Here is a 12,990-nt window from a genome sequence, read left to right on the forward strand (position 1 = left end):
CCCTGCTTAACGTGTTAACTCAAACTTATGCAGTAAGGCGGCCAGCTGCGCCGCCAATTGCGTCAGTTGCTGATTGACCCCATGGTTTTGCTGGGCATGCTGACGGGTCTCGGCGGATAAACCGGCGATCCGTACGATGCGACGGGAAATATCCTCCCCGACTGTCGATTGCTCAGATGCGGCCAGCACGATCTGGCGGTTATGATCGGAAATAGTGCTAAGCTGATCGGCAATTTTTTGCAATAACACCGCACTGCCACGGGTTTGTTCGACAGCACTGTCGCTGAGCTGCCGGCTCTGACTCATCGCCGTCATGGCATTTTTTGAGCCTTGTTGCAGCCGCTCGATCATCTGCTGAATTTGGGCGGTACTTTGTTGCGATCGAAAGGCCAGTTGCCGCACTTCGTCGGCAACCACGGCAAAACCACGGCCTTGTTCACCGGCTCGCGCCGCTTCGATGGCAGCATTGAGCGCCAGTAAATTGGTTTGTTCGGCAATGGACCGAATCACTTCCAGCACAGAGGCAATCTGCACCACATCGCCATCCAGGTTCTGCACCACCTGATGCGCTTGATCAATATCCCGCGCCAGATCATCAATAGTGGCCACCACTGCCGCCATCACTTGCGTCGCCTGCTTCCCTTCACTGTCAGCACTCTGTGTGGCCGCGACCGCTTCTTCGGCACTACTGAGCACAGAATGGGCGGATTGGGTCAGTTGATGGGTAGCAGCCGCCACCAGCTCTGTTTCCTGCTGTTGCGAACTGACCAGTGTATCCACTTGATGTGAACGTTGGTCAGCTTCGCCCGCAGTGGTACTGAGCTGACGGACCGCCTGTTCACAACTATCGACCATCTGAAACAGGGCATTTTGCATCTGGGCCATCGCGTCATCAATGCTGTCGCGGTATTTACTCTGTTGCTGGCGCTGGCTCAGCTTACCATCTGCCACCGCCAGCGCAAAACTGCGCACTGTGGCCGGTTCATCCCCGATCAACTGGTATAAATTGCGGGTAAACTGGAACAACACCCCAATGGCCACAGCGGCCAGCACTAAACAGATCGCCAGCTCCCAACCTGCGGTCCGCCAGAAACGTTCATCCACTTCAGCGTGACTGATACCGGTGCCGACAAACCAACCCCAACGTGGACTCTGTCTGGCAATAGACGTCAGGTCTACCACCTTGCCATCGCGCTCTGAATCCCAGTCGTATTCAGCCACCTGACCTGGCGTTTTAGCCACCGCTTTGCGCAAAATATCACCGACACTGTGACCTGATGCATCTTTAAATTCATCAAAACTGGTACCATGCAGCTGCGGATCCAGCGGCGTCGCAACAAAGATCATCTTGTCGTCAGCCACATAGACATATTCATTCTCTTTATATAGGTTATTCCGCAGTACCCGGATGGCCATGGCCTTAGCCTGCTCATCGCTCACCACACCATCCGCCGCCATTTTTTCAAATTCAGTCAGCACACTGTATGCACTGAGAAAAAGTTGTTCGATGCGGGCTTTATTGTCGCTCATCGATGCCATTCTGCTGCCTGATAAGCCGACCAGCACCATCACCAATAAGGCCAGCAATATCACACCGGCAGTAAGTTTAACTTGTTGTTCTAATTTCATCTCGACTCCGTCACTGCAACAATCTGCGCTGAGCCTGAACTGAAACTTCATGACAACGCTGTCATAATCAGGCCGAAGCTCCTTTCTAACAAAAAAATTGACTTTGATATAGTTCTTTCGGATAAAAAAACAACAAATAAACTGTTTTTATATTGGCAGGAGGCTTACAAGGAAAACTGCGGGGATGGTCGGATCCAGGCTTTTGATGAAAAAACACCTGAGGTCAGCAGCACGACTTGCTGACCTCAGGTTCAAGCAAATCACAGATCGACAACTAACGGGCTGCCTGCCAGTCAATCACGGCTTGTAACAGCACTTCGGCTTTGGTCTGCTCAAAGGTTTTTGGCGCGTCGACTTGCAGCAATTGCACCACACCGTCTTCAACGATCATGGCATAACGCATCGAACGCACACCGCCAAACTCGCCGCTGTCGACACTCAGACCACAAGCGCTGGCAAAACTGGCGGCACCATCAGCCAGCAGCAATAAATCACCTGCTTGTTGCTGTTTAGCCCAGGCGTCCATCACATAAGCATCATTGACCGAAGTACAAATAATACGGTCGACCCCTTGCTGAAAAAACTGCTCAGCCAGCGCAATATAACCGGGTAAATGGGCAGCGCTGCAGGTTGGGGTAAAAGCGCCTGGCAGACCAAATAACACCACAGTTTCGCCACTGAAAATTTCTTTGCTGGTCAAAGAGACCACACCATTATCGGTCAGCCGCTGAAAACTGACCTCCGGTAATTTTTCCCCGATTTGAATCATCTGTCACTCCTGTTTTAGGTTAGATGGCTGCTTTCACATAGACATCGAACCTGTTGTTTTTACCTTCAATACTCATCGTTGGCTGCTGACCGGCCAGATAACTGGCATAACCAGGCCTTTTGACCACCACCCGTTTTTGTGCCAGGGCATAAGCCTGCGCCCAGAGTGCATCGGCATCGGTATCGGCCCCCACCACCTCATGAAAAGCCCGCATTTCTTTTTTCACCAGCGCCGATTTCTCCCGGGCCGGAAACATCGGATCCAGATACACCACATCTGGCGCCGTCAGTTGACTGAGCGCCTGCGCCGCAGGTTGAAACTGCAATTGCATCCTTTGTGGTAACCAGCTTTGTAACTGAGGATCCAGTGCCGCCCGTCGCAAGCCATCCCACAGTAAAGCTGCAACCATCGGATGCCGCTCCACTAAGGTCATCTGAGCCCCCAGACTGGCCAGTACCAGCGCATCCCGCCCAAGTCCGGCCGTTGCATCGATGACACTGAGGCCGGCTTTTTTACTCAGGCCAACCGCTTTGGCAATCCCTTCATTTTTACCACCACCAAACTTTCGCCGGTAGGTAGCGGCTCCGCTGGCAAAGTCGACCAAAATATCACTTTGTTTTTCCAGCGCCGGATGTTTCAACACCAGTTGCTGTTGTTGCCAGCTTAAATGCCAGCCATCGGGTTGCACACAGAGCTGCAAACCAAACTGTTGCACCAGTTGTTGTTCTAGTTCTGCCGGCAAACCGGAGTTTGCTAACAATGGGTAACAGCAGTCGCTGTCAGGGTGCAGTGGACTGTTCATCAGATGACTTCACCTGCACTCATTTGCAGTCCGGCATAATTGTCCCCCATGCCAAACGCAATGATCTGACTGATCTGCTGCAGCGGCAGACCGGATTGTTGCTGCCACTGGTTAAACTGGGCCTGAATTTTCTGCAGACTGGTTTTGCTGGTTAAGCCGCCCTCAATCACCTGATAAGCACGCAAATATGCTTCCACATCCTGCGACAATAAAAAGGTATCTTTGCCCATGGCCCTGAGCGTATAAGGGCCGGTATTGCCACCCAGCCGAGCGCCGGAGTTTTTTAATAGCTGCCATAAACCGATGATATCCTGACTTGGCCACTGCGCCACCAGCGCACTAAAACTGCCATGCTGACGGGATAATTCGTCAATCATCATGGCATTGTGCCGGATCGTCAGCACTTTATTCAGATTGCGGATAATGCGTGGGTCTTGCGCTTTGGCGGCCAACATTTCATCCGGCATCAACAGAATTTTTTCGATGGCAAAATCAAAAAACACCTCACAAAAGCCTGGCCATTTTTGTTCGACCACCCGCCAGACAAAACCACTCTGAAAGATTTTTTTGGTCATGGCACTCAGCCAGTCGGCATCCTGATAAGCCAATAATTGTGCAGTACCATAGGGTTGCCCCAGCAGTTGTTGCAGCTGTTGTTCGCCGCCTTTGCGTGCCAACGCACGCTGATAAATCCGGTCGAAGTGTTCAACCTGTGCCATTGCGAGTTCCGTGAATAAAAGCAAGCGTGACTGCCGGGCAGTTGACGCCTTGCTGCGAAAAATAATCGGCGTTATTGGGTGATGTCGCCGTCAGCCTGGGCTTCAACTGCCTGACAAACACCGGACAGCAGTGTGATAGCGGGTTCAGCAATCACCTGGCAGGTCGACATCAACCCCAGCCGTTCTGACTCAGCCTGGCTAAGGGCATTATAGCGGCTGACTTTTTGCAATAACGTCGCTTCGTCCAGTCCAAGCACTGAATACACCAGATACGAATTCGGCCCACCACAAGATCGGTAGCCAATGCCCACTTTACGACACTGAGCCAGTTCAGTGGCCTCGGCCTTGCCAACCATCTGCTGGATGTCCTGATATAACTGACGAAGTTCAGCGCTGGCATTCTGACTATTCATACTCCCTCCGTTGTTGCTCGTGGTGGCCGGACTTGCTGCCTCGGCATCTAGCGCTGGCGGCGGTTCTGTGGCAGGCTGACAAGCCGCCACAGTTGTCGTCAGTAGTAAAGCACAAGCCATTGAACTCAGCGTTTTTGTCATCACCCTTACTCCAATCAAACAAAGTCAGAAATAGCCAGCAGCCTAAGCTGCGACCTGGATGCCCATATGCCGTAATAATGCCTGATTTGACGGCTCACGCCCACGGAAAGCTTTAAACAGCTCCATAGGTTCAGCACTACCACCCCGTTCTAAAATACAGTGCAGGAAATCGGCGCCAGTCTGGGCATTAAATACCCCTTCTTCTTCAAACCGACCAAAAGCATCGGCGGATAACACTTCGGCCCACAGATAACTGTAATAACCTGCACTGTAACCACCGGCAAAAATATGACTGAAGCTATGCTGGAAGCGGTTAAAACTTGGCGGGATCAACACAGAAACTTCGGCCCGCACCTGATCCAGCACTTGTTGCACCCGGCCGCCCAGCGCTGGCTGGTAACCGGCATGCAGGCGGAAATCAAACAGCGCCAACTCGAGTTGGCGAACTAAAAACAGTGCCGACTGGAAGTTTTTCGCCGCCAGCATTTTATCCAGTAAATCCTGTGGTAAAGCGGCGCCAGTTTCATAATGGCCGGAAATAATGGCCAAAGCTTCCGGTGCCCAACACCAATTTTCCATAAACTGACTCGGCAGCTCCACCGCATCCCAGGGTACGCCGTTAATACCGGCGACGGCACTGGCATCAACCTTGGTCAGCATATGATGCAGACCATGACCAAATTCATGGAATAAAGTAATGACTTCATCATGGGTAAACAGAGCAGGTTTGCCAGCCAGCGGCTTATTAAAATTGCAGGTCAGATAAGCCACTGGCCGCTGCAGACTGCCATCGGCTTTGACCCGGCGGCCCTGACAGTCATCCATCCAGGCGCCACCGCGTTTTTTTGCTCTGGCATATAAATCCAGATAAAAACTACCCCGCAATTCACCAGTGGCATCATGGATATCATAAAACTTCACATCCGGATGCCAGACATCCACCCCGCTGCGCTGACTGACCACGACGCCAAATACTTTCTGCAGCACACTGAACAAACCAGCGACGACGGTTGGCTCCGGGAAATAAGGCCGTAACAGTTCATCAGAAATAGCGTATTTCGCCATTTTCAGCTTTTCAGAGTAATAACCAACATCCCAGGCCTGCAACTGATCTGAACCAGTCAGTTCGGCGGCAAATGCTGTTAGCTCGGCTAAATCTTGCTGTGCCTGCGGTTTAGCTCTTTGCGCTAAGTCAGTCAGAAAATCCAGCACCTGAGCCGGACTTTCCGCCATTTTAGTCGCCAGCGACTCTTCGGCAGCATTGTTAAAATCCAGCAATAGCGCTAACTCATGTTTCAGCGCCAGCGTTTCTTCAATCACTGCACTGTTATCAAACTGGCCGGCGGTAGGTCCTTGCTCAGAAGCTCGGGTGCAATAGGCCTGATACATTTCTTGTCGAAGCGCCGCGTCATCGGCATATGTCAGCACTGCCGAATAACTTGGAAATTCCAGCGTAAAAACCCAGCCGGTTAAATCCCGGCTTTGCGCCGCTTCAGCAGCGGCCAGTTGATCATCTGGCGGGATCCCGGCCAGTAAGCTTGCATCGGTAATATGCTTAAACCAGCTTTGGGTGGCATCCAGCGTGTTGTTAGAAAAAGTCGAGCTCAAATCTGACAACCGGCTTTGGATCTCGCCATAACGTTGCTTTTTTTGCTCCGACAAACCAATTCCGGACAATTTAAAATCACGTAAAGTATTTTGAATTACTTTTTGCTGAGCGGCCGTCAGGTTGGCATATTCAGCGCTTTGACTCAGTGTCAGGTAAGCCTGATATAAACCTTCGTGCTGACCAAGCCAGGTACTGTGATCTGACAATAAGGGTAAACAACTTTCGTATGCTTCGCGTAATTCAGCAGAAGACAGCACCGAATTGAGATGAGATACCGGCGACCAGAGCCGGCTTAAATGATCGGCACTTTCTTCGGTGCTGGTCTCCAGACTGTGCCAACTGACAGGAGTCACCGCCACTGCAGCGTCCACTGCTTGCCGACAAGCTACCAGCGCAGCTTCCACCGCAGGCTTGATCATTGGTGGGGTTATCGAAGAGAAAGGTGGTAAACCAGTAAAACTGGCCAGTAGATTGGGCATAATGAACTCCGAAAGGGTCAGGACCTGACATCAATCTGCTGGATGTTGGGGCCGAATTATTTTTTCTCAAGCAATAGAGCGCACACCAGATGAAAAAGTTCAGGACGACGCCGTTGCCCGGTCAGCAGCGGTGCCGGTATTTGCCAGCCAACTGCGCAATTGCGGCAACGGCATAGGCCGGGCAATAAAATAGCCCTGCACCGCATCTACATTGTGTAACATCAGAAAGTCATATTGTTGTTGCGATTCCACCCCTTCGCAAATCACCCGCATTGCCATGCTCTTGGCCAACCGGATAGTCGCAGCCAACACCATCTCCCGCTGGGTGCCAAGCATCTTCAGCAGCGTCATATCAATTTTTATTTCATGCACCTTCAGCGCCGCCAGCTTGGTTAACATTGATTGCCCGGCGCCAAAATCATCCATTACCAACAAAGCACCGCTTTTGTGCAGCAGCGCCAGCGATTGACCGGCAGCAACTGAATCGCGTTGCAACGCACTTTCGGTCAATTCAAATTTCACCTTCTGTCCGCTTGGGTACTGCTGTTCATTTTTCAAAATACTGCTAATGAGCCGGTGGTGTTCCAAATCGCAGCCAGACAGGTTAAAAGCAATTTGCAACTGCTGGCCTTGTTGCAGCAGCAGATCCTGCGTTTGCCGTACCTGCAGATAGACCCAGCGGGTCAGACTGTGGATCAAGCCGGTCTCTTCCGCCAGCGGAATAAACACTGCCGGCGATACGGCACCATGGCTGGGATGCTGCCAACGCAGCAACGCTTCCAATGCCACAATGCGCTGACTCGACAGATCCTGTACCGGCTGGAAATATAAATGCAGTTGTTTGAGCGCCACGGCTCTGGCTAAATCGGTGATCAGTGCCAACCGCTGTCGGCTTTGTGCCGCCAGTTGTGGCTGGTAGCTTAGATAACCTTGCGCCTGATCAACACAGTTTAATGCCAGTAAGCCATGTGCCAGCAAATCTTCCGCATCAGTCGCCAGAGCTGCATCGACGGCAACTGATGCAAAACGTGGTTTAAAATCAGGTGCTAAGCTATCTAAACTCAGTTTTTGCGCCAACAAAGTGCGGATTTTACTGAACACAGCGATAAAATCGTCACTTTGTAACAATAACGCCAACCGGGCGGGACTCAGTGCATACAAAGTTTGGTAAGGTGCAGCTCCCAGACTCACCACTGCCGGACTATGCTGCTGACACAAGGTATGTAATTCCAGCAGATATGGCAGCAATAACTCGCTGGTTTTATGTCGGCCCAATACCGCTTCTAACTGATCAAATTGCTGAAACTCAATCAGCAACAACCGATACTTGACTTGCGGTTGCGCTAACTGAGCAGTCAATAATTCCATCAGCGCCAGCCTTGAACCCAATTGATAAAAAGGCGCTATCCGGCTACGCAGCAATTCCTGCTGCTGTAATGCCGCCAGTTGCTGATTGCGATGTAACAATTGCTGCTGCACCCGGCTCAGACTTAGCTTTTTCAGATACAACTGCGTGAACAGACCACTCACTAACAGCATTGCCGCTACTGTGGCGCAAAGCGCTGCGGGCATCAACCCGAGCGGCGGTAAAGTCGCCAGACTGACAGGCCACAGCAGACAAACTGCGGCAGCAAGCAACAATGCTAATGGCAACAACACCACTAAGGTCCGGCTCGGTTGCTGACGCAGTTGCCGTGCACCTGCCAGCATTGCAGCCATCATCGTCAGTAACAGCAGATATCCGCCACTATCACTGAACTGGTGTTGCCAGCCCGCCGCCGGTAACCATAACCACCAGACTAAAGCACAGCTCCAAACCACTGCCAGAGCTTGCAGAGTCAGTAAACACTTGTCGGTAAAGCTATGTTCCTTTAGTTGCAAATAACCCCTGAGCAAACCACAACTACTAAACCCCAGTATTGGTACGGCCAATGCTATCCAATTGTTCATGCCTGGATTGGTTGGCCACAACCACTGAAATCCTGTACCGGTCCGATCCAGCACCAAACCCAATAACGCCAGCAGCAGTATCGTCACCCAGCCGTACCAGGCCCTGGCCGTCACCAAGCCGAGCAAGGCCGCCAGCAAAGCCGCGAATAACAACAGACCGCACAGCAAGGCCAGCCCCAGTTGCAGCTGTTGTTGCCAGCGGAGATCCTGCGGTTGGTAACTCAGCGTCAACTGCAACGGCTGCGGATCGCGCAGATACAACAGCAACTGGCAAGAAGTGTCACCGCAAGGGCTCGCCAGTGGCAACAGCCAGTTGGCAGCCAGCACAGGTCGGCTGGCAAAAGGGCGACTGTCGCCGGTCTGCCACTGTTGCAACAACTGACCCTGGCCATCAAACTGGTAAAACTGCAGCTCATCAAGCCAGGAAGGGGCAATATGTAACAGATAATCGGCTTGTGGTTGCAACGCCAATTTTAACCAGACCCCATCCGCCGCCGCATGCCGGATAGGTTGATGGTGAATGTAAGGCTGCCAACGCTCAGCGGGTTGTTGCAGCGCCTGGGCCGCAGTTTGCACTGCCGGGTCTTGCAACTGCCAGATTTGCCATGCCCTGGGCTGTGGTTCTGCGCTGCTAAAGACCTGCAGTCCAGCCCAGCACAGCGCCAGTACCACAGCGCACCACAGACCAATACCAAGTTTCCACAGTGGCTGGCGCAACCAGACTCGCAATTTAGCCAAAAAGGCAGACTCAGTGACCATCTGATCGCAACTTCAGCTCACAGCAGTTCATCTTACGCACGCGGCTCCAACAGTTTTTCCAGACAAATCACTTGGGAACTGTACCTGTATTTGCCATAACCGCCACATTTTTTAAAGCTTTTATGCAGAAAAAAATTCACCGCTTTACTATTGATAATACGAACCGCCGCCAGCACGCTGTTAAAATCCTGCTGCCGGGCATAGTGTTCCAGATAAGTTAACACCGCACTGCCAACACCAGGCGCTGTTGAGTACATCCGACGGATCTCAGCCCGTTGCCCGTCTTCCCGTCTTAGCAAGCCACAACCAACGGCTTTGCCGTCATGCCAGGCCACTACAGCCACTAACAGATCCGTGCCTGCCAGGCCACTGGCCAATTCATCCTGCCCTGTTTTACCAAGCGCATCAGATAAAGCACAAAACAACTCCAGCAAGGCCGGATTGGACAACTGCACTTCGGTCATACTGTACATAAATTCCCTCTTTATTGATGGCTTGGATGATTTGGCAATGGACCATTGTCAATATCTGTAGTGTGCTCTGCTTCAGCTGCTATTCCGGTCAACCGGGACAACACTTGAGTCAGCGGAGCAACCAGATGTTGATGCTTTGGATGCAAATAATGGTAGGCGGGCATCACTTCCAACGGCTCTGCCGCCATAAAAACCTTTTCTAACCTCAGCTCACTGAGCATAGCCTCTGCTTCAGCTTTTGGTAATACCGCCAGTTGATTTCTGCCCAGTGCCAGTCGTTGCAGCGCCTGACCCATAGATAACACCTCGAATTGCTCTTGTACCTGATGCTGTTGCAACCGCAGTTCCACGCTGGTCATCCCCTGCAAGAACATCACTTGATAAGGCCGTAAGTCTTGCCAGCTTTGGATCCTGAGTATCGGATCACTGCTGAACACCCGCAATTCCAACTGATAAATGGGGACCGGGACTTTTATTAACTTCGGGTTTAGCTTGGCAAAACTCTGAGCAGCAACCAAAGTCGCATCGACCAGTACACCCCGATTGAGTTCCAATGTCGCTCTATCTATCGGCATCAAATCCAGTCGCATCTCCAGACCCAACTGCCGGTATGCCTGCTGCAGCATCAGCACAGTGGGGTGATCCGGCTTGATCTGTAAAATAGTCACCACCCGAATCACAGGGGCAGCTTGCACCAACAGGCTACAGAGCATTAAAAAACAGCCAAAGCACAACAGCCTGACCTTCATCTGCTTGTCCCGCCAACCAGTTCATGTCGACCAGTATGGTTGAATTTTGCGTCACATGGTTACGATTGCCGACGATTTAACGCGCCTGAGCCGCTTTCTGCTGAAAAAGCTGGTGACAGCAGGCTTTGGTTTGGCATACTCGGCTAGTTTTGCTGTGATATCACAGCTCCTCTTTACCCTTAAAGGAATAGATAATATGAAAAAAACTATGATGGCGACTGCAGTCGCCGCAGTGCTGGCGCTGTCCGCCTGTACTGATAACAAAGCGCCAGCTCAGGCAGAACAAACGGCTCAGCCTGCGGCAACAACAACGGAGTCAGCCCCTGCTGTGACCGCCACAAACCCATTATTGACGCCAAGTCCGCTGCAATACCATGCGCCTGAATTCGACAAAATTAAAGTTGAACATTATCAGCCTGCAATGGAACAAGGTATTGCCGAACATGCCGCTGAAATTGAAAAAATTGCCAATCACCCTGATGCTGCCACTTTCGAAAATACCATTGTGGCCATGGAGCAAAGTGGTGATTTATTAAAGCGCGCCAGCTCAGTGTTTTACAACATGACCGGCACAATCAGCAATGATGAAATTCTGAAAATTCAAACCGCGATGTCACCAAAACTGGCGGCACACAGCGATAATATCAATTTAAATCCAACTCTGTTCGCCAGGGTGAAAGCGATTTACGACAACCGCGCCAACCTGAATCTGGATGCAGAAGCTGTGCGGCTGGTTGAGGTTTATTACGATCGTTTTGTCCGTGCCGGCGCCTTACTGACGGAAGAACAAAAAACCAAAATCCGTGCATTAAATGAAGAAAACTCTAAGCTGACCAATAACTTTGGACAGAACCTGCTGAAGATCACCAAAGAAATCGCGATTTTTGTCGACAGCAAAGAGCAGCTGGCTGGCATGTCTGATGCAGAAATTCAAGCTGCAGCCGAAGGCGCGAAAGCAGCCGGCAAAGAAGGCAAGTTTATCATTGAACTGACCAACACCACCCGTCAGCCGGTGCTGGCCGTGCTGGAAAACCGCGAACTGCGCAAACAGATCTGGGAAGCTTCCGCTTACCGTGGTACCAAAGGTGAAACCGACAACCGGCCACTGGTGGCCCGGTTAGCGCAAATCCGTGCTGAGCGCGCCAAACTGTTAGGTTTTGACAGCTGGGCTGATTATCAGTTAGAAACTGCCATGGCGAAAAAACCACAGGCCGTGATGGATATGTTAGGCAGCATGGTGCCGGCCGTGGTTGCCAACACTAAACTGGAAGCCGCAGCCATTCAGGAAATGATTAAATCCACTGGCGGTGATTTTGAACTGCAGCCATGGGACTGGGAGTTCTACGCCGAGAAAGTGCGTAAAGCCAAATACGACCTGGATGAAAACGAAGTTAAACAATACTTCGAATTTAACCGCGTACTGCATGACGGCGTGTTCTACACCATGAACAAACTGTTTGGCATCAGCTTCAAAAAACGCGCTGATTTACCGGTGTACCACCCGGATGTTGAAGCTTATGAAGTCTTTGATGCCGATGGTTCCAGCATTGCAATTTTCTACGCTGACTATTTTGCCCGCGAAGGCAAACGTGGTGGTGCCTGGATGAGCTCTTTTGTTGATCAAAGCGGCTTAAACGGCACTAAACCAGTGGTCGTCAACGTGATGAACATTCCAAAAGGTCCGGCTGGCGAACCTACCCTGGTCAGCTATGACAATGTTACGACTATGTTCCATGAACTGGGCCATGGTCTGCACGGTATTTTCTCCAACGTGAAATATCCAACGCTGGCAGGTACTTCAGTATCGCGTGACTTCGTTGAATTCCCGTCAACCTTCCAGGAAGACTGGGCAGCTTATCCGGAAGTCATCGCCAACTACGCCAAACACTACAAAACTGGCGAAGCTATCCCGGCTGAACTGCTGGCGAAAATCATGAAATCCCGCAGCTTCAACCAGGGTTTTGATACACTGGAATATTTATCTGCCGCTTTAGTGGATATGGAATGGCATGCGTTAAAAGCCGATGCGCCTTTACAAGACGTCGAAAAATTTGAAGCTGCCGCACTGAAAAAACACGGTGTTGATATTGCCGCAGTGCCACCACGTTACAAGTCGACTTATTTCAGCCACTCAATGGGCGGCGGTTATTCAGCCAGCTACTACGCTTACATGTGGTCGGAAATTCTGGCAGCAGACGCCTTTGCCTATGTACAAACGCAAGGGGGGTTGAAACTGGAAAATGGTCAGAACTACCGTAAGCATATCCTGTCTGTTGGTAACACCTTACCACCGATGGATGCTTACAAAAACTTCCGTGGTCAGGAACCAACCACAGATGCACTGTTAATCCGTCGTGGTTTAAAAACCAACGTGCAATAACCTGCAGGGTCAACCGGTATCAATGATCGGTTGACCAAGACCCCAGCCAGGTGGTGGTTGATAGCACGCAAAAACAACAATGCCGCTCTAGAGCGGCATTGTTTTTATTTGCACATGG

General features: G+C 51.3%; 10 protein-coding genes. 1 reads left to right on the forward strand and 9 read right to left on the reverse strand.

Annotation, left to right across the window (positions count from 1 at the left end; all coding sequences use genetic code 11):
- Window positions 1–6: 6 nt before the first annotated feature.
- The 9 genes from AC53GJ_RS19065 to AC53GJ_RS19105 form a co-directional block, all read right to left on the reverse strand.
- Window positions 7–1,629: a methyl-accepting chemotaxis protein gene (locus AC53GJ_RS19065; RefSeq protein ID WP_496729978.1), complete on the reverse strand. Its 1,623-nt coding sequence runs from the start codon at window positions 1,627–1,629 to the stop codon at window positions 7–9.
- A gap of 274 nt (window positions 1,630–1,903) precedes the next feature.
- A complete protein-coding gene (locus AC53GJ_RS19070) occupies window positions 1,904–2,398 on the reverse strand; it encodes a peroxiredoxin (RefSeq protein WP_496729979.1) in 495 nt (164 codons plus the stop codon).
- 19 nt (window positions 2,399–2,417) lie between these two features.
- Entirely contained in the window at window positions 2,418–3,200 is a 783-nt protein-coding gene (locus AC53GJ_RS19075) for a class I SAM-dependent methyltransferase (RefSeq protein ID WP_496729980.1), read from the reverse strand.
- Complete coding sequence (locus tag AC53GJ_RS19080; RefSeq protein WP_496729981.1) at window positions 3,200–3,919, reverse strand: DNA-3-methyladenine glycosylase I; 720 nt, start codon at window positions 3,917–3,919, stop codon at window positions 3,200–3,202. Before AC53GJ_RS19080 ends, AC53GJ_RS19075 begins: the two co-directional genes overlap by 1 nt.
- Window positions 3,920–3,990: 71 nt before the next feature.
- Window positions 3,991–4,473 carry a hypothetical protein gene (locus tag AC53GJ_RS19085; RefSeq protein WP_496729982.1) on the reverse strand — a complete coding sequence of 161 codons (483 nt, stop codon included), beginning with the start codon at window positions 4,471–4,473 and terminating at the stop codon, window positions 3,991–3,993.
- A gap of 42 nt (window positions 4,474–4,515) precedes the next feature.
- Window positions 4,516–6,561, reverse strand: coding sequence for an oligopeptidase A (gene prlC, locus AC53GJ_RS19090; RefSeq protein WP_496729983.1), 2,046 nt, complete (start codon window positions 6,559–6,561; stop codon window positions 4,516–4,518).
- A gap of 99 nt (window positions 6,562–6,660) precedes the next feature.
- A complete protein-coding gene (locus AC53GJ_RS19095) occupies window positions 6,661–9,249 on the reverse strand; it encodes an EAL domain-containing protein (RefSeq protein WP_496729984.1) in 2,589 nt (862 codons plus the stop codon).
- A 53-nt stretch (window positions 9,250–9,302) separates the two neighbouring features.
- On the reverse strand, window positions 9,303–9,743 hold the full coding sequence (locus AC53GJ_RS19100; RefSeq protein WP_496729985.1) for a GNAT family N-acetyltransferase: 441 nt from the start codon (window positions 9,741–9,743) through the stop codon (window positions 9,303–9,305).
- Between the two features lie 11 nt (window positions 9,744–9,754).
- Window positions 9,755–10,492, reverse strand: a complete 738-nt coding sequence (locus tag AC53GJ_RS19105; protein ID WP_496729986.1) for a transporter substrate-binding domain-containing protein — start codon at window positions 10,490–10,492, stop codon at window positions 9,755–9,757.
- 196 nt (window positions 10,493–10,688) lie between these two features.
- Between AC53GJ_RS19105 and AC53GJ_RS19110 the strand changes: the two genes are divergently transcribed.
- Window positions 10,689–12,872, forward strand: a complete 2,184-nt coding sequence (locus AC53GJ_RS19110; RefSeq protein WP_496729987.1) for a M3 family metallopeptidase — start codon at window positions 10,689–10,691, stop codon at window positions 12,870–12,872.
- Window positions 12,873–12,990 lie beyond the last annotated feature (118 nt).

The organism is Rheinheimera sp. B2H12 (assembly GCF_059620065.1).

Excerpts from the sequence above, each read along its gene's own strand:
- AC53GJ_RS19070 (WP_496729979.1), bottom strand. The coding sequence starts at position 2,398 with ATGATTCAAATCGGGGAAAAATTACCGGAGGTCAGTTTTCAGCGGCTG.
- AC53GJ_RS19085 (WP_496729982.1), bottom strand. The coding sequence starts at position 4,473 with ATGACAAAAACGCTGAGTTCAATGGCTTGTGCTTTACTACTGACGACA.
- AC53GJ_RS19100 (WP_496729985.1), bottom strand. The coding sequence starts at position 9,743 with ATGTACAGTATGACCGAAGTGCAGTTGTCCAATCCGGCCTTGCTGGAG.
- AC53GJ_RS19110 (WP_496729987.1), top strand. The coding sequence starts at position 10,689 with ATGAAAAAAACTATGATGGCGACTGCAGTCGCCGCAGTGCTGGCGCTG.
- prlC (WP_496729983.1), bottom strand. The coding sequence starts at position 6,561 with ATGCCCAATCTACTGGCCAGTTTTACTGGTTTACCACCTTTCTCTTCG.
- AC53GJ_RS19065 (WP_496729978.1), bottom strand. The coding sequence starts at position 1,629 with ATGAAATTAGAACAACAAGTTAAACTTACTGCCGGTGTGATATTGCTG.
- AC53GJ_RS19080 (WP_496729981.1), bottom strand. The coding sequence starts at position 3,919 with ATGGCACAGGTTGAACACTTCGACCGGATTTATCAGCGTGCGTTGGCA.
- AC53GJ_RS19075 (WP_496729980.1), bottom strand. The coding sequence starts at position 3,200 with ATGAACAGTCCACTGCACCCTGACAGCGACTGCTGTTACCCATTGTTA.
- AC53GJ_RS19105 (WP_496729986.1), bottom strand. The coding sequence starts at position 10,492 with ATGAAGGTCAGGCTGTTGTGCTTTGGCTGTTTTTTAATGCTCTGTAGC.